This is a genomic window from uncultured Virgibacillus sp. (genome assembly GCF_947495635.1).
In the GTDB taxonomy this organism is placed as follows: domain Bacteria; phylum Bacillota; class Bacilli; order Bacillales; family Amphibacillaceae; genus Virgibacillus; species Virgibacillus salarius.
This window is the reverse complement of the sequence record NZ_CANMAB010000018.1, coordinates 1-17,188: the sequence shown is the minus strand read 5'-3', so window position 1 is coordinate 17,188 and position 17,188 is coordinate 1. Positions and strand designations below refer to the sequence as shown.

The 17,188-nt window shown below is 36.5% G+C and carries 18 protein-coding genes; 7 read left to right on the top strand and 11 right to left on the bottom strand.

Annotated features, from left to right (window positions below; all coding sequences use genetic code 11):
• Positions 1-69 precede the first annotated feature (69 nt).
• Positions 70-1,668 carry a bifunctional UDP-sugar hydrolase/5'-nucleotidase gene (locus tag Q1A47_RS06145; protein WP_026680338.1) on the top strand — a complete coding sequence of 533 codons (1,599 nt, stop codon included), beginning with the start codon at positions 70-72 and terminating at the stop codon, positions 1,666-1,668.
• Between the two features lie 228 nt (positions 1,669-1,896).
• On the opposite strand, the gene Q1A47_RS06140 is transcribed toward Q1A47_RS06145, so the two are convergent.
• The 5 genes from Q1A47_RS06140 to Q1A47_RS06120 all read right to left on the bottom strand — a co-directional run bounded on the left by Q1A47_RS06140 (position 1,897) and on the right by Q1A47_RS06120 (position 6,193).
• Positions 1,897-2,436: a PepSY domain-containing protein gene (locus Q1A47_RS06140; protein ID WP_026680337.1), complete on the bottom strand. Its 540-nt coding sequence runs from the start codon at positions 2,434-2,436 to the stop codon at positions 1,897-1,899.
• Between the two features lie 349 nt (positions 2,437-2,785).
• Positions 2,786-3,373: a PepSY domain-containing protein gene (locus tag Q1A47_RS06135; protein WP_166530326.1), complete on the bottom strand. Its 588-nt coding sequence runs from the start codon at positions 3,371-3,373 to the stop codon at positions 2,786-2,788.
• A gap of 100 nt (positions 3,374-3,473) precedes the next feature.
• Positions 3,474-4,832 carry a cell wall metabolism sensor histidine kinase WalK gene (locus Q1A47_RS06130; RefSeq protein ID WP_026680335.1) on the bottom strand — a complete coding sequence of 453 codons (1,359 nt, stop codon included), beginning with the start codon at positions 4,830-4,832 and terminating at the stop codon, positions 3,474-3,476.
• Complete coding sequence (locus Q1A47_RS06125) at positions 4,829-5,524, bottom strand: response regulator transcription factor (RefSeq protein WP_026680334.1); 696 nt, start codon at positions 5,522-5,524, stop codon at positions 4,829-4,831. Before Q1A47_RS06125 ends, Q1A47_RS06130 begins: the two co-directional genes overlap by 4 nt.
• 102 nt (positions 5,525-5,626) lie before the next feature.
• Entirely contained in the window at positions 5,627-6,193 is a 567-nt protein-coding gene (locus Q1A47_RS06120; RefSeq protein WP_026680333.1) for a GNAT family N-acetyltransferase, read from the bottom strand.
• 87 nt (positions 6,194-6,280) lie between these two features.
• Between Q1A47_RS06120 and Q1A47_RS06115 the strand changes: the two genes are divergently transcribed.
• Entirely contained in the window at positions 6,281-6,907 is a 627-nt protein-coding gene (locus tag Q1A47_RS06115; RefSeq protein ID WP_166530325.1) for a VOC family protein, read from the top strand.
• A 363-nt stretch (positions 6,908-7,270) separates the two neighbouring features.
• Positions 7,271-8,563 (top strand): S8 family peptidase, encoded by a 1,293-nt coding sequence (locus Q1A47_RS06110; RefSeq protein ID WP_026680332.1) that lies wholly within the window; start codon positions 7,271-7,273, stop codon positions 8,561-8,563.
• A gap of 342 nt (positions 8,564-8,905) precedes the next feature.
• Here the strand turns inward: Q1A47_RS06110 and Q1A47_RS06105 are convergent, their stop codons facing one another.
• From Q1A47_RS06105 to Q1A47_RS06090, 4 genes are all read right to left on the bottom strand, one after another.
• Entirely contained in the window at positions 8,906-9,646 is a 741-nt protein-coding gene (locus Q1A47_RS06105) for a Type 1 glutamine amidotransferase-like domain-containing protein (protein WP_121604524.1), read from the bottom strand.
• Positions 9,647-10,006: 360 nt separating this feature from the next.
• Complete coding sequence (locus tag Q1A47_RS06100) at positions 10,007-10,327, bottom strand: thioredoxin family protein (RefSeq protein WP_026680331.1); 321 nt, start codon at positions 10,325-10,327, stop codon at positions 10,007-10,009.
• Between the two features lie 72 nt (positions 10,328-10,399).
• The gene (locus Q1A47_RS06095) at positions 10,400-11,209 is read right to left on the bottom strand and encodes a DUF368 domain-containing protein (RefSeq protein ID WP_026680330.1); all 810 of its coding nucleotides are present in this window, start codon (positions 11,207-11,209) and stop codon (positions 10,400-10,402) included.
• 152 nt (positions 11,210-11,361) lie between these two features.
• Positions 11,362-12,501, bottom strand: a complete 1,140-nt coding sequence (locus Q1A47_RS06090) for a thiolase family protein (RefSeq protein WP_166530324.1) — start codon at positions 12,499-12,501, stop codon at positions 11,362-11,364.
• 218 nt (positions 12,502-12,719) lie between these two features.
• Here Q1A47_RS06090 and Q1A47_RS06085 point away from each other — a divergent pair, with 218 nt between their 5' ends.
• From Q1A47_RS06085 to Q1A47_RS06070, 4 genes are all read left to right on the top strand, one after another.
• Positions 12,720-12,878 (top strand): YfhE family protein, encoded by a 159-nt coding sequence (locus Q1A47_RS06085; RefSeq protein WP_080668632.1) that lies wholly within the window; start codon positions 12,720-12,722, stop codon positions 12,876-12,878.
• Positions 12,879-13,063: 185 nt separating this feature from the next.
• The gene (locus tag Q1A47_RS06080) at positions 13,064-13,984 is read left to right on the top strand and encodes an ABC transporter ATP-binding protein (RefSeq protein WP_026680328.1); all 921 of its coding nucleotides are present in this window, start codon (positions 13,064-13,066) and stop codon (positions 13,982-13,984) included.
• Between the two features lies 1 nt (position 13,985).
• The gene (locus Q1A47_RS06075) at positions 13,986-14,930 is read left to right on the top strand and encodes an ABC transporter permease (protein WP_318279811.1); all 945 of its coding nucleotides are present in this window, start codon (positions 13,986-13,988) and stop codon (positions 14,928-14,930) included.
• 157 nt (positions 14,931-15,087) lie between these two features.
• Complete coding sequence (locus Q1A47_RS06070) at positions 15,088-15,267, top strand: hypothetical protein (protein ID WP_026680326.1); 180 nt, start codon at positions 15,088-15,090, stop codon at positions 15,265-15,267.
• Between the two features lie 151 nt (positions 15,268-15,418).
• Here the strand turns inward: Q1A47_RS06070 and Q1A47_RS06065 are convergent, their stop codons facing one another.
• Positions 15,419-15,691 carry a YkvA family protein gene (locus Q1A47_RS06065; protein ID WP_026680325.1) on the bottom strand — a complete coding sequence of 91 codons (273 nt, stop codon included), beginning with the start codon at positions 15,689-15,691 and terminating at the stop codon, positions 15,419-15,421.
• A 199-nt stretch (positions 15,692-15,890) separates the two neighbouring features.
• On the bottom strand, positions 15,891-16,961 hold the full coding sequence (locus Q1A47_RS06060; RefSeq protein ID WP_166530322.1) for a sorbosone dehydrogenase family protein: 1,071 nt from the start codon (positions 16,959-16,961) through the stop codon (positions 15,891-15,893).
• Positions 16,962-17,188: the final 227 nt, after the last annotated feature.

Genomic DNA, 17,188 nt, shown 5'->3' with positions numbered 1-17,188 from the left:
CGCTCGTATTTGTCCCTCAGGAATCCTGCGGGACAGCTTCTTTTCATTTGAATTAAGTTAATAGAAAGGATGCTCACTTTGCAAAACAACACAGCGAAACTCACCATTTTATATACAAGTGATGTACATGGACATGTTATGCCAATTCATTATGGAACGAATGAGAAAGCAAATCTTGGACTTGCTAAATATGCGACTGTCGTAAAACAGACTCGAAAAAAATCAGATCACGTTATTGTATTAGATAATGGCGATTTGATTCAGGGAACCCCCCTAATGACGCATTATGTTAAACAACATACCGACAAAGAAAACCCAATGATAAAAACGATGAATACGATTAATATAGATGCGGGTGTTATCGGCAATCACGAATTTAATTTTGGCAGTAACATCTTGGCAGATGCTATTAATCAATCCAACTTTCCTTGGCTTTCCGCTAATATTATTGATAAAGAAACAGGGCGCCCAAAATATGGACCCCCATACACAGTAAAGACTTTTGCTAATGATATCAAAGTCGCCATTATAGGAATTACGACACATTATATTCCGAACTGGGAATCTGCTGATCATATTAAAGGTATTTTATTCAAGGATGCACTTAATACATTAAAAGAATGGGTTCCCTACATACAGCAAAAAGAACAACCAGATATCCTTATCGCATGTTATCATGGCGGGTTTGAAAAGGATTTGGAGACTGGCGAACCTACTGAAAGCTTAACAGGAGAGAATCAAGGCTATGACATGTGTGAAATTGAAGGTATTGATATTTTATTAACAGGACATCAACATCGAAAAATAACAGGAAGAATAAATGATGTACTTGTTGTTCAACCAGGAAATAATGCAGCTGCTTATGGTGAAGTAGAGATAAACCTTGAAAAAGTAGCAAATCATTGGTGTATTCGCAATAAAAAAGCCTTTATAAGACCGCTAGAGCACATACGTGATGATAAAGAGATTATGAGTAACATGGCTTTTCTCGAGGAGTCGACGCAAAAATGGCTTGATCAGCCAATTGGCTACATAGAAGGTGATATGACAATTGATGAACCATTTCATGCTAGGATAAACAAACATCCATTTATAGAGTTTATTCAAAAGGTACAAATGGAAGCAAGTGGAGCAGACATATCCGTAACCTCTTTATTAAATAACGAGTCCACTGGCTTTTCATCAACTGTAACCATGCGTGATATCGTTTCTAATTATATGTACCCTAATACATTAGTTGTTTTAGAATTAACTGGAAAAGATATTAAAGCAGCACTAGAAAAAAGCGCAGAATATTTTATTCTCGATGACCAAGGAATTGTTACTGTAAATCCAGTTTTTGAACATCCAAAACCTCAGCATTATAACTATGATATGTGGGAAGGCATCCATTATACCATTAATGTATCAATGCCTATAGGACAAAGAATAGAAGGGCTAACCTATCATAATCAGCCTGTAGCGGATACTAAAAAATATCCAGTCGTCCTCAATAACTATCGTGCATCTGGTGGAGGCGATTATACGATGTTTACCAATAAACCGATCATAAAAGAAATTCAAAAAGATGCCGTTGAAATTATTCGTGAGTATTTTGAAAGATATCATACTGTAAAAGCAACGAAAACAGATAATTTTAAAGTGAAGCCAGTAAAAAATACAAGCTGATCTTAAGATCGGCTTGTATTTTTTATCCCGCCTATAACTGGCAGTAATATCCCCATTTTATGCAATAAAGTGAAACCTATATGGTTACAGGGAATCAACTGCCAGTAAATGTCCGATTGGTTCGGGCCTACATGGAAGTAGGTCACAAAGGCGTTGCCACAGGACGTGGCGAATGAAGCCTTTGTACGTATTTGTTTCAGTAAAAGCCGGATGGAAATTTCACTTTATTTAATCGTCATCGTCTTCTGTATCAATGTCCATTTCTATAATATCACCGTTCTTTGCATCAAGTTCAAAGTCTGCTTCTTTCTTACCATTTCTTAATTCAACTTCATATACTAGCTGATTGTCATCCTCATCTAGCTCAATGCTTATTACGTTACCATCAAAGTTTTGTTTAGCAATTTCTTTCGCTTTGTCAACACCAATGATAGCTTCCTTATCTAATTGAACGGATGAATCATCCTGCAAATCATCGTCTTTTCTTTCTGTGGAGCTTTCGTGTAGTACTTCTCCTGTGTTAGCGTCTAGCTTAATATCATGCTCAATATTCTTTTCTTTTACTTCTACTTCATACACCGCTTTATCCAAATCCTTTTCCAATTCTAATTCAGTAATCGTTCCAGAATACTGCTCCTCAACCATTTGACGAACCTGATCACTATTTATTTTTGGATTTGCTTCATCAGCTTGTGAGTGATAAATGCCTGTTCCAAAAATCGTAGCTCCTATAAGTGTTCCTATTACAATACTAAATGTTTTTTTCATTTTATTATTCCTCCTCATTTCTTGTTAGTTATATCATAACCATTAAGAATAAGAAGACCGTGTGAATAACATTAGAATTTAATGAGAAAAAATAAATCTATTTTAACGTAGCACATAATTACATGTAATCATTAATCTGTTAAGAAAAACAAAAGATGGTGAGAAAGTCTTTTCTGATTCAGGATGCTCTCCATTCCCCTTTTCATGCAAAAATAATAAAGCATGGGTGTATGAAAAGTAATGGCGTTTTAAAGAATAACTGCCGAGGCAACGCCTCGACAGTTTCTGAATAGCTCAAAGTGAAACTTCAATCAGTGGGGTCTTACTGTCAGTTATATGCGGAATCCACTTAATCATCATTATCTCTTTCTATATCTTTATAAATAACTTCACCTGTAAATGCATCAATGGTAATATCAGCCTCGTCTTCTCCTTTAACTAATTGCACCTCATAAACCATCCGACCATCATCTTCATCAAGTTCTAATTCTTCAATGGTTCCTTCAAATTGCTCTAAAGCAAGTACTCGCGCTTTAGCTTTAGTAATAATAACTTCTTTTTCTGACTGCTGATTTTCCTTATCATTATTGGAATCCGCTTTTTGTTCCTTTTCTTTCTTCTCTTTAGACTCATGGGTAGAATCATCGTCAACAGAGATACTCAGCTCTTTTAAATTTAATACTTTTCCAGTATTTTCATCTATTTGAATATCGTAGGCTTTACCTTTATGATCAATAATTGCGTGAAAATAACCATGTGTTTCATCTTTTTCTACTTCACCATGAATACTTCCCGGATATTGTGATGTTATTATGTTTTCTGCTTCTAATTTAGAAATTTCTGCACCAGATGATCTAATGCTAAAATAAAATATACCCAAGCTTAGCAGGCTAATCGCTACAATACTAGCTATAATGGTACTTACTTTCTTATTCAAGTTCACCCCTCCTTACTTCCCAAAGTTACTAAACATATCTGAGAAGCTACGGTGATTCACATTAAAATTTACTAAGAATAGAGTGTTCGTTCTGTCACTTTTATGCGGAATAAACAATTGGAAGACTAACAGTAAAGGTTGAACCTTCTTTCATTTCACTTATAACTGCTATTTTCCCTTGATGTTCTTTTACTATTGCCTTTGCTATTGCAAGACCTAAGCCTGTTCCACCTGTATCCCTACTACGAGCTTTGTCTACACGATAAAACCTTTCAAAGATCCGATCCAGCTCCTGTGCAGGAATTCCAGCCCCATAATCCCTTACCGAAAAAACAGCCTGATTATTATTCGCTTCTAACCTAACTTCTATCTTTTCATTACTATATTTAAGCGCATTATCTATTAAAATGTAGATTACCTGCTCTAACTGATCACGGCTACCATTTACCAATAATTTTCGCTGTACTTGATCAAATTGTATCTCTCTGGAATAAGCGCCGCGAAACGTAGTGACTGTTTCTTCTACTAAGTCAGCTATATCTACTTTTTTCATGACAGCTGACTCCTTATTTTTTGCCAGGCTTAGCATTTGCTCCACGAGTTTGCTCATACGATCTGCTTCAGAATCAATAGCCTCGATAGATTCCTTAACTAGTGATGGATTGCCCGTTCCTCTCCGCTCCAACAATTGAGCATAACTTTTTACTATTGATATAGGAGTTTTCAATTCATGAGATGCATCAGATACAAATATTTCCTGCTTTTCAAAATTATCCTTTAAGTGATCAATCATCTCATTAAATGTCTTCTCCATCTCATAAATTTCATCCCGAGATCGTTTGTCTACATCAATTTTTTTCCAACTCGCTTCTTTCATATTTTCTCGCATGGTATGAATAAAAGCTTTTATTGGATTTAATAAAAACCGACTAAGTACATTTCCAGCGATAATAATTGGAATAAGCATGATTCCAGATGCAGCTAGCAGTACGTAAAACAAGGTAGTCATTGTATTATCTAAGGTTACAAGGTGCTTGGATACTTGTAAGGTAACTACCTCACCTGCATGTTTTCCTGTTTCCCAAATAATCGGTTTAGATACAACTGCAACATCGGGTTCATGCGCCTGCTTTTGTATCATTTGTGTTTCTGTATTCGTAAATTTAGGTGCCAACTTATAATTACTCGATTGAGAAGAACTTTTCATTGCTGTCTCTGACCGATCAACGATTTGGATCATACCTTGCTGCGGCGAAAATGAACGTAGCAGCTCTTTAGATGTAACATCAGGATGTTCTTTAATCGTTTTTACCAACGTATCTGTTTGTTCTGCCAACTGCTCCAATTGACTATCGGTAGAAATTTTATAAAACAAAACATAAATGGACGTATTAATTAATACAATTAATACGAGCATGAACAAGCTTGAAAACAATTGAATCTTTGTTCGCAACCTCATGAGACATGATCCTTTATCGTGTAACCAACACCTCGCACAGTTTGTATGTATGCTTGATCATAACCTTTATCCACTTTCTGGCGTAAATAACGAATATATACATCAACAACATTGGTATCTCCAAAATAATCAAATCCCCAAACCTGCTCAATTAATTGCTCTCTTGATAAAACAATGTTTTTATTTTTCAACAGACAAACAAGCAAGTCAAATTCCCTAGGTGTTAATTCAATTTGTTCATCCTCACGTTTCACTTCTCTGCTTTGTGGATTGATATGCAAATTCCCAACAGATAGCGTATCACCATTACTATCATATTTCTTAACCGGAGTCCTTAAATGCACGCGAATCCGTGCAAGTAATTCCTCAATTTGAAATGGTTTCGTGATATAATCATTCGCACCTAAATCTAAGCCACTGACCTTATCATGCACCTGATCTCTTGCAGTTAACAAGATAATCGGTGTCCTCTCATCTGATCTTCTTACTCTTCTTAAAACCTCTAAACCGCTAAGCTCTGGAAGCATAATATCCAGAAGTACAAGATCCCAATCCTTAGCTTCTATTAATTGTAGTGCATCCTTTCCATTAGCTGCCACTTCTGTCACATACTGCTCATATTCTAATTCAAGTTGTAAAACTCGACTTAATTTCTGTTCATCCTCAACAATTAGTATATTTGGTTGACTCATGCTATCACCTGCTTTTTTATACTTATCTTGCTATCAAATCCAGCCTTTATTTGTAATTTTAAAAACATGTATCGTTATCCGTCTAGACGAATGATACATACCCTACCATTCTATCCTAGCATATATACACGTATTACGGAGCTCATCACTATCTATAGCTCGAGAATCCTGTCTGTGAATACCTTCCAAGGTGTAGCCTAGACGCTCGCATATTGCTCTACTTCGCTCATTTCGTTCATCACATTTGATCTCCACCCGGTTTGCTCCTAATGTTTGAAATGCAAATTCAGTCAGGCCCGCTACTGCTTCCGTCATATACCCTTTTCCTTGGCATCTAGAATCAATCCAATAACCAATTTCAAATTTCGAAACGTCCCAATCGATACGATGTAGACCTGTGCTACCAATAAAAGCTCCACTTACTCGGTCGAAAATAAGAAAACGTAAATCCTCCCGCTTTAAAAAATCCACATGCGATTCTCTTATATTTATTTCTGTTTCTTCAAGTGTCTGTTCACTTTTTGCAAAAGGAAGCCACTTTTTTAATTCTTTTCTACTTGCTTGAATTGCTTCATAGACAGCTGTACCATCTCCTGGTAGTGGTAAGCGAATAAATAGCCTTCTCGTGTGAAATTCTTGTGGGAATTCTTTTAATATTGGTTGCTGCATTGCTCCTTTTCCCCTTCATCTTTAATTTTTATCCATTATACTGAGTAACAAAGGAAATGAAAAGAAGTTTTAAAGGGAGGTCATCAAATGCTAGCATTAGATCATATTGTAATAGCCAGTAAGGATCCAGCTCATGCAGCGCATCAATTAGCTTTACAGCATGGTATAAAAATCGTGGAAGGAGGAAGACATGAGTTTTGGGGAACTTATAATTATTTAGCCTATTTTGCAAATGATTGTTATGTAGAATGGCTTGGGATTTTTGACAAGCCCGTTGCAGAGCAATCGTCTAATCCACTAATTAAGCAACTCGTTACAACTCTTCAACAAAATGAAGAACTACCTGTTCAAATTGCATTAAGAACAGATCATTTAGGTAAATTTATCGACCAATTTCAAGCCTCTTCGATGAAATACACTGGACCTGTCGCAGGACATCGAAGAAAACCTGATGGAACTAATTTGTCATGGAAAATGCTATTTCCACAAGGGCAAAGCAATCTCCCCTTCTTAATAGAGTGGGATAACCAGATAAATAAACCGGATAACGCTCAATTCCTTAATAAACAGCAAATTAAAAGTGTAGCTTACCCCTTTCCAAGCGACAATTTTAACAATATTTACCAAGAACAGATTAAAAATGATGGAATTATATTAGCGAACACATATTTACACCTCAGAAAAGAAAAGGAGATTGATTTTCAGATTAAGTAAAACGTCTTGAGGGAGCAGAACTATTTTTCTCCCTCTATTTTTATAGAAAAAATACTAGTAAACAAACAGCGCATGTACAGTTAACCTTACAACGTCTATGTTCATCATAAAACACGCCTCTTATTTCCGAATATATTTTATTGCCCGAATAGTTTAAATTGGTAATTTCGGCATATTGTTCACAATATCATCCAATGCTAATCTATTAGCAAGGACTTATCCTATCAAATCAAGCTACATGACACTTATTTTCTTAAAGATGACCAAATAATTGAGATATCCACCATGCCAACGGGTTTGTTCTCATTACTTATAGCTCTATTTTGTAGATTTTAAAAAATTAAAATCACAAGGAGGAAGAAAATGAGTAACAGAAAAAAAGTTTGGTTTGAAGAGGCTGGTCGCAGACTCGATCCGAGTTTAGTAGAACAATTACGGATAAAACGCAGAGAAGATCCTTACGAAACAACAAATGAAAAATTACCAGTAATCGTATACTATTCTAGAGACACCGATGATAATAAGAAAAAAGATTTATTTCATAGTTGTCAACTAGACAACCATAGTAAATTAGACAAAGAAATTGGCAGAAGATCAATCTGTGGAGACTTAACCCCACAAATGATTAAACAGATTAAAGATCACGATGCCGTTGAACGCATTTTTTATAATCGTACCGTAACCGCCTTATTAGATGTTGCCAGTAAACAGATTGGCTCTATCGACATCCAAGAACAGAGCGGACTAACTGGAAAAGGAGTTAGCATTGCAGTAATTGATACTGGCGTACATCCACATGCTGATTTAACACAACCCACCAATCGTGTGATCGCCTTCAAAGATTTTATAAATAATCAGAACGAACCATACGATGATAATGGACATGGCACCCATTGTGCTGGAGACGCTGCTGGGAATGGACATCAATCAGAAGGGTTATATACCAGCCCCGCTCCCGAGGCTTCGATCATTGGTGTAAAAGTACTTGACGAGAATGGTAGTGGTAGATTATCCACGATCATTGAGGGAATAGATTGGTGTGTAACTAATAAACATAACTACAACATTCGCATTATTTCGCTTTCATTAGGAGCACAGGCATATGAATCTTATCGAGATGATCCATTGGCCGTAGCAGTACAAGAAGCTTGGCATCAGGGGATTGTCGTTTGTGCAGCAGCTGGTAATAGTGGCCCTGAACAAACCACAATCACTACGCCTGCTATCAATCCCTTTATTATTACCGTAGGATCAACAATGGATCAAAATACAGAAGAACGTTCTGATGATCATATTGCTACTTATTCTAGCAGAGGACCAACCATTGACTCACTAATTAAACCAGATATCTATGCACCAGGTACGGATATAATCTCCTTATTAGCACCCAACTCTAAAATAGAACAACAAGTACCTGAGCAAGTTGTAAATGATTATTATTTACAACTATCTGGAACATCTATGGCTACTCCTATCTGTGCTGGTGTAATTGCACAAATGTTAGAAGCAAATCCGAATCTAAGCCCAAATGATATTAAAAGTATCTTGCAAACAACCTCCAAACCGGTGCTCAACGACCTTTGGGGATATATAGAGGCAACAAGTGCCGTTAATATGGCTACTGACTATATGCTTTTTCAAAAAACCGCAAAATAAGAATTGCCTTCTAACGTACCACAAATACATGAAAATATATAGTGAAGCTTCAATCTGTGGAGATCTTACTGCAAGCTATATACGGGATAAATTTCAAACGAGGCTGGAACAAAACACAACTTCTTTACTCAAAATACGGATAATCATGTTATCAATAGGAGGGGCATCGCCGCACCGTGAAAATATACGCGCTTTCCACGGGCAACGGCCTCAGCTAACTTTGGTAAAGAAAAACACGTTACCACGTGGATCTTCGGACTCGTGCTGTTCCCGCCGGAGTCTCGCTTATTTCAGGTGCTAAAGAATGATTCTGATCAAAAAACGAACGATAATTAATTTCAACTAATCATCATTCATTTTTAATTGTTTCTCATTCTTTTGTCTCAGCCTCGTTTTTGTATGAGTAAAAGAAATCCTATCATTTGCTTGAATTTTTACTACATCTCCATTTTGTATTTGATAAATACCACAGCCTTCCGTTGCTTCTAATTTGCCATTAAGCAGGTAAATGCCTGCTCGTTCGTCTATTCCGTAATTATCGGAATCTATATGAGCTTGAACAGCTTGCTTTAAATGTTCCTCATCCTGCCACTGTGAGAAGTGAACGGCGATTACAAGCTTTGAAAGTAATCCTAGACCAGCTCTTTGTTGATAAATACCTTTCACATTATCTTTTGGCGAAATAATACAAAATTTAGGACTAATTAATGCCCCAGCTGAAAATCCCGCTACAGGGGCACCAAGCTCATACCGATGTTTAATTACATCGGAAATGGGTGAATCAACAATGTAATCAGCATAAAGGTTTGTATTTCCTCCGCCAATTAGAATTCCAGAGCTTTCTTTTACAGTATTTATGACAGTCTCTACTGGGGTACTCGGAAGCGGTAAATAATTAAAATTTCTAGCTCCTGCTTTCTCTAATAAATTTGTATATGTTGGCATATAAGCTCTCCAACCTTTTCGCTCGATAAAGAGGACGGATATAGAACCGGCAAATACATTACTTTGTTTCATAAAAAGACTAGCCATTTTACTAGTGAATGGTGGACCGCTACCAAAAAGAAATAGATGATTATCCATAGAGCACCTCTTTCCTTCAATTATTCATTTATACCTATAATAGGTCATGAAGACGTCAGTTGCATAGGTACCATCTCTCGTTAAGTTGTTACTGTTCGGTAACAAGCGATCAAAAAACTGCCGAGAAAAGCTTCTCGACAGTTTTTTATAGTCTAGGAAATTTAGGAATTATAAAATTTACCCATGTGGATAAATACGGGAATGTTGATGCTACGTCAAGCTCCAACGCCCAGAAACGAGGCGACTTCACGAATGGCCCTAATCTAAGTCAGCATTGGCTCGCAAGCACATCATGATTCCTTTATCTCCGTTAACTTGCTCCAGTCACTAGTTTCTAATCGGGCGCTTACGCTTTTGTTCTTATCCTAGTTGTTGATGAAGGAATTCCGTAACTGATTCCGGAGTCTTTGTATAGGCACTATGCTGGTGTGCCTTTTTCTCCCCATTTTGGAAAATTAAAATACTTGGAATTCCCATAACATCATATTTTTCTGCGATGCCTTTAACCTCATCACTATTAATTTCGTACCATTTATAGTTATTGAATTCCTCCAAAATATCACCGATAAACATATCCATTCGCTTACAGTCTGGGCACCAGTCTGCAAAAAACTTAATAATTACCGGCTCTTCATGTTGGATAATTTCATTAAATGCTTCTTCTGATTTAATTGGTTCCATGTCTATCCCTCTCTTTCCTACTACGTCCATTGTAACGATTTTTACGAACTTTGTCTTATTGTTTGCTCTATTTTAATATTCTACTCTTCCTAATATATAAGCAACGAAAAGTCCTCCAGCAAACGAAACAATACTAGTAAGCACTAACGCCGGAGTTTCAGGCCATCCAGGAAACACCACAAATACAGATCCAATAACCATACCAATTATTACGGCAAATGTTGCTGTCTTATGATGTGTTAGGAAATAGTTGATAATCTTACTCATAATAACAATTCCAATCACAATCCCAATTCCTGTGACTACTATAATATCTAACTGAAAGTTACTAATTGCACCGATGACAGTTGGATAAACTCCAAGTATCAGTAACATAAATGAACCACTTATTCCTGGTAAGATCATGGCACTACTTGCAATAAAACCAGATATAAATAACAATATATACGTGGTCGTATTTAATTGGGTTATAATGGCACCCTCATCTGCATTTAAGAAAAACATCGATCCAACAATGATAATCCCTATAACCAGCAACAGAATATGCCTACCTTTAAATGTCGACCTTGCTTCTGCTTTACGAAATAAATACGGCAGCACACCAATAATTAAGCCTAAAAAAAAGAATTGTGTCGGACCAGGATAATGCTCGAAAAGCCACTCTATGACATGACTTAAGAGTAGTATAGCTGTTGCGACACCAATACCTAATGGTACTAAAAAGCCTAATTGTTTTTTCCAATCTTTGCTTAGGAATCCATTAATAGCAGCTATTAATCTATCATATATTCCTAATAATACAGCAATAGTTCCACCGCTCACACCAGGGATAACATCACTTGCTCCCATCAGTATTCCACGATAAATATTTTTCCATTCCATATTATAATCTCCTTAACTAGCAAAAAGTACGTAAGGCTAAATTTGGACATCATTAGCCAACGATAAAAATATCATATCAAATATTAACTACATTTTATAGAATAAGTTCTATTATTTATGAAAATGAATCAGATTTTATCTTTCAACTAATTCTAAAGTCGCTCAATAATCGTAGCATTCGCCATACCCATACCCTCACAAATAGCTACTAATCCGTACTGCCCTTGAATACGCTCTAATTCATGAAGGAGGGAAACGAGTAGCTTTGTATCAGTTGCACCTAATGGATGCCCTAAAGCGATAGCCCCTCCATTTACATTTAATTTACGTTGATCTGCATTTAAATCATGTAACCATGCGATAGGTATAGACGCAAATGCTTCGTTTACTTCATATCGATCTATGTCATCAATGGAGAGGCTTGCTTTATTTAATGCCTGCTTTGTAGCAGCAATTGGTCCAGTCAGCATCAGTGTTGGATCAGAACCAATCACAGTGCGCGCAATTATTTTTGCTCTAGGTTCCAAACCGAGCATAGCTGCTTTCTCCTTCGACATGAGTAATACCGCACTTGCTCCATCACTCATTTGACTCGAGTTCCCTGCCGTAATTCTTCCTTCCTCCATAAAAACTGCTTTTAACTTAGCCAATGCTTCTAATGTAGTATCCCTACGAGGACCTTCATCTGTATCAAACACACTATCCTTTTCTTCACTATGTATAGGTACAATTTCCTTTTGAAACCGCCCCTGATCCACTGCATGGATTGCATGTTTATGACTCCTTAAAGCGTATGCATCCAGCATATCTCTCGATATATGCCAACGCTGTGAAATCTTTTCTGCGGAAACTCCTTGATTAACAATTTCATAATTAGCCGTTAGCTTGTTACTTGGCTTTGTTTCTCCAACATTAGAAAACATTGGTGCCCTTGTCATACTTTCCACGCCACCTGCAATAACTACTTCCATGTCTCCGGAAGCGATAGCTTGCGCTGCGAAATGAACTGCCTGCTGGCTTGAACCACATTGACGGTCAATCGTCACTCCAGGTACATGTACTGGAAATCCAGCAATCAAAGCTGCAGTTCTAGCAATATTACCTGCTTGTTCATTACATTGAGTGACACATCCTAAAATTACATCTTCAATTATATCCTTTTTTACTCCTGCTCGCTTTACTAGTTCCTCAAGAATAATGGCAGCAAGCTCATCGGAACGATAATTCTTTAACGCTCCCTTTCTTCTTCCAACTGCTGTCCTACATCCCTCTACGATTACAACTTCACGCATATCCCTTCCCCCTTCTGGAATGTATATTTCTATTATAACCCTTCAAACTTGTATTCTGAAAGTTTGAAAAAGAATTGAATTTTCGATGGGATATTAAGTTAAACGGATTCTCTTCTAACAAGGTGGGAACTTCTTGGTATTAATTAAAAATGAATGTTTTATTTTATACACACAGGGTAGATAAATGATGTAACCATTTTTAAGAAAGGATTTTTTAAATGAGAAATACACAATATCAACCAACGAAAAACAAGCAACTTTCTGATGCACAAGAAGTCCATTATTCCAAGGATTTCAAACAAGCCGACATCGCTGGTGGATATCGTAAGCCTCGTGTAAAGCAAGCAAAAAATGAAAATCCAGATTTAGTGAAATAGCATAGGTTGCTGATGGATTGACTGTTATCCAGGTTGAACATTCTTAATCATATTCCCCCCTTAAATAGAGGTCTCCAAGATGTACAAGCTATATGCCATACATTTTGGAGATTTTTTTATTTTATTGAAACAAATAATATTATTATTTCGTACTAGTTATTAGCAATTTATTGGAGGTAGTATAGATGACTTTAGCAGCAATGGAATTAATCGATGTGAAAAGGTCAATTGGTAACAAAGAAATTATAAAGGGATTATCCTTTTCTATATATAAAGGAGAGGTCTTCGGTTTCATTGGCCCAAATGGCGCAGGAAAAACAACTACTATTCGTATGATGGTCGGTTTAATGAAACTGACAGATGGTGACATTCATATTTTGGGTAACAGTATTAAAACAAATTATAAAAAAGCGGTGCGTGAAGTTGGAGCGATTGTTGAAAATCCTGAAATGTACCCATTTATGAGTGGATGGCAGAATTTAATGCATTATGCAAGAATGATTCCTGGTGTTACAAAAGATAGAATTAATGAGGTAATTAATCTAGTAGGATTAGAGAAACCCATCCATGACAAGGTTGGAAAGTATTCCTTAGGTATGCGACAACGACTTGGTATTGCTCAGGCGCTACTTCACAAGCCTTCCGTATTAATTTTGGATGAACCAACAAACGGATTAGATCCCGCTGGCATTCGTGAAATCCGTCAATACATAAGGAAGTTGGCAAAAGAAGAAGATGTTGCAATTATTATCTCTAGTCACTTACTATCTGAAATTGAGCAAATGTGTGATCGGATTGGGGTTATAAAAAATGGTGAATTAATATCCATTCAAGATGTTGGTGAACAAGCATCCGTAGATAATCTTACCAAAATCCAAGTGGAAGTAACGCCACTGGAAAAAGCCAAGAACTTGCTTAAGGAACATTATGATATAGAAACAATTGTAATGGACAACGGCCTTTCCTTCCAAGGCGAGAAAGAAAAAATACCTGCAATCATAAAAACGTTTGTTGAAAATGATTGTTCTATTTATCAAGTTAGCGTAACAAAAGGGACGCTAGAAGATCAATTCTTTGAACTGATTGGAGAGAATACCATTGAGTAGAATGTTAAAACTTATTTATAATGAACAACTAAAAATATATATTCGTAAATCAACATGGGCTATGTACATTATATTAGGCGTCATCATTATTGGTTTGGCAGTTATGACAAATAGCTTTGGCGAATTAGGTGAACAATATCAAGGTGATGATTGGCAGGAAGTACTACAGCAGGAAAATAAAGAATTGCAGAAAGAAGGAGAAGAGGACGAATTTGTAGGTAGCTTAAACGCAAGTATCATCGAGGAGAACAATTATTACTTAGACAATAATATTCAACCAACACCCTACGGTGCTTGGCAGTTCCTAAGGGAAAACATGTTGCTACTTTCCGTAGTAAGCTTATTGACAATTATAATTGCAGCTGGAATTGTTGCAAATGAATTTCGCTGGGGTACCATTAAACTATTATTAATACGACCAATCAGTCGTAGTGGTATATTATTATCTAAATATATTTCTGTCTTATTATTTGCCTTATTTACATCCATTTTTGTTTTTCTATTCTCCTTTATTATTGGCGCAATATTCTTTGGTGTGGAAGGAATGAATCCATCCATAGTAAGTAACGAAGCTAGCGGTTATACGACTATTTCATTAATACCAACTATTTTCTCAGAATATGGTTACAGTATGGTCAACCTTGTAATGATGACAACTTTCGCATTTATGATATCTACCGTATTCCGTAATAGTGCGTTAGCAATTGGTACTGCCATTTTCCTCATGATGGCTGGGAATTCGATTGTAGGCTTTTTCCAAGATAAGGAATGGGCAAAATATATCTTATTTGCAAATACAGATTTAAGTCAATATGCAGATGGTAGAACACCATGGATTGAAGGCATGACAATAGGATTTTCCATCACAATGTTAATTATTTATTATGTAGTATTCATCCTTTTATCTTGGTTATTTTTCACGAAACGAGATGTAGCAGGACAATAGAAAAGTGTTTTCAGCAATTTTCTATCCATTTTTCTTGGTTAGAACAATTCGTTCTAACCAAGAAAAAACATTATGATATAAATTTTACGAAACACATATTATAATAGATGCATACCATACTATTGAACTATTGACCTTAGCAATCGGGGTGTTTTTCGTGAAACGATACTTAACAGTATTTTTTATTGGATTGAGTGCTATTATATTAGTTGTTGGGCTAAGAACTAACTTCCAATGGAACGGAATTGTTTCTTGGGGATTGTCCTTTATATTCCTTTTATTTGCAGCTTATTTTACGAAGTATATTCCGAATGAGAAAGAGCGTAACAAGCATTAGACAATCCAACAATATCATTTTATTTTTTGAGATACTCCATCGGGCTGAGACATATTTACCAGCCCGTCTTTATTTAAATCAACCCCCGCTCTTCAGTTACGCACCATTGTCAAGGCGTTCATTTTTTAAACACTTTTGCCCTCCAACGCTATTAAAATGAATATTTCTCCTTTAACGATTGAGGTGCCATTTTCACCATCCATTGAAGTAAGAAAATTGCTACCGTCACATCATCCAGTAAGCCAAATCCTAATAAAAAATCTGGAATTAAATCGAATGGTAGAAGAAAATAACCGATGATAAAGCCTGCAAATAATAATTTCTTTGCTGTTGCAATATCCTCAGCAATGAAAAAGTCTTTTATAAACGGGACAGAACGAGGAAATGTAAATAAGAAACGTATTCTTCTTAATACCTTTTTCATGAGTAAAGCACTTCTTTCTATCTAATGTCTTCGATAATTTACCGATTGTACTTAAAAAGCTATTATATATTCTATATTGTCCTCCTAATGCGCCGACGATATACTAGGCTGTATTCCTATGATGTTCATTATGACCTATTCATTTCAGTTGTAAAACTACAGGATGAAACAAAGAGGTTCTAATTGTAAACAAAAACCATTATTGATGAAGCTGATTTTCTGGAATTGTTATATAAATCAACTTGTCATCCTCCTGTGATGGGCTCCCTCTCCCATCAGTATTATTGGTAATTACATATAACCCATGTTGATCTGCAAACACATCACGTATTCTTCCGATATCTGAAATAACCTCCTCTTCACTTCCAGTCATTGGGTTAAATTGACGAAGTGCCTCTCCTCTTAATGATGCAAAATAGAAATTTCCATGTAAATTAGCCATTCCAGAAGGTGCCCACGTCTGTTCGTTCGAGTGTACAATCGGCTGCTCCATCCCATCTTGCGGTTCATCTCCCTGAATAATTGGCCAGCCATAGTTGTTACCAGCTTTTATATGATTAATTTCATCATGTGCATCGGAGCCATGTTCCGTAGCGTATAATTGCCCCTCCACATCCCAAGCAAGTCCTTGAGGATTACGATGACCATAAGAATACACATACGAATTACCAAAAGGATTATCTTCTGGGACAGTCCCATTTAATTCCATCCGTAATATTTTTCCTGCTAAACTATTTTTACTTTGTGCCAATTCTGGATTCGTCGCATCTCCAGTTGTAATATATAGCCGATTATCTGGTCCTATTTCTAACCTTCCACCTTGGTGATATTCACCACCCGGTATTTCATCGATCATACGCTCTGTCTCTATCCAGTTACTTTCTTTTTCCTCTATTTTAACCACTCTTTGAAAATAAGCTCCACTTTTTTCGTAGGAATAGTAAGCAAATGCTGTTTGTGTTGATGAAAAATCTTCTGGAAATGCCAGCCCTAATAAGCCAGCCTCCGATTGCTGAGATAAATCTGCAGCAAACTCCACTCGCTTGCGCTGTACCTTTCCTTCCTTTACTGTAACAATATGACCTGTTCGTTCACTAATATAAATACGATCATCTACAACCTCGATCTCCCATGGCTCTTGTAGGTTAGTTGCTAGTACTCTACGCTGATCACTTGAGGTAGTTACGTTCTCTTTTTCCTTTTCAGGTTGTTGATTTTTTTGATCTGCAAAATCGCTTTCATCTTCCGTACAGCCCGTTAAAAATACCATTACAACAAGTACTATAAGAAAAAAAATGAAGTTACGGATTGTTAACACCTCAACATATGATTATTTTTGTTTAGTATTCCCATTCGTATATAAGAAAAACGGAGCAAAATTCGCTCAGTCCTTATCACTACATGCTCAGATTTACGCTTTCTCTAGTAGCTATTATGGAATAATAGCTACTGCTTGACCACCACTCCGGCTGCCCACTTCCCTTTCCGTGGGGTTTG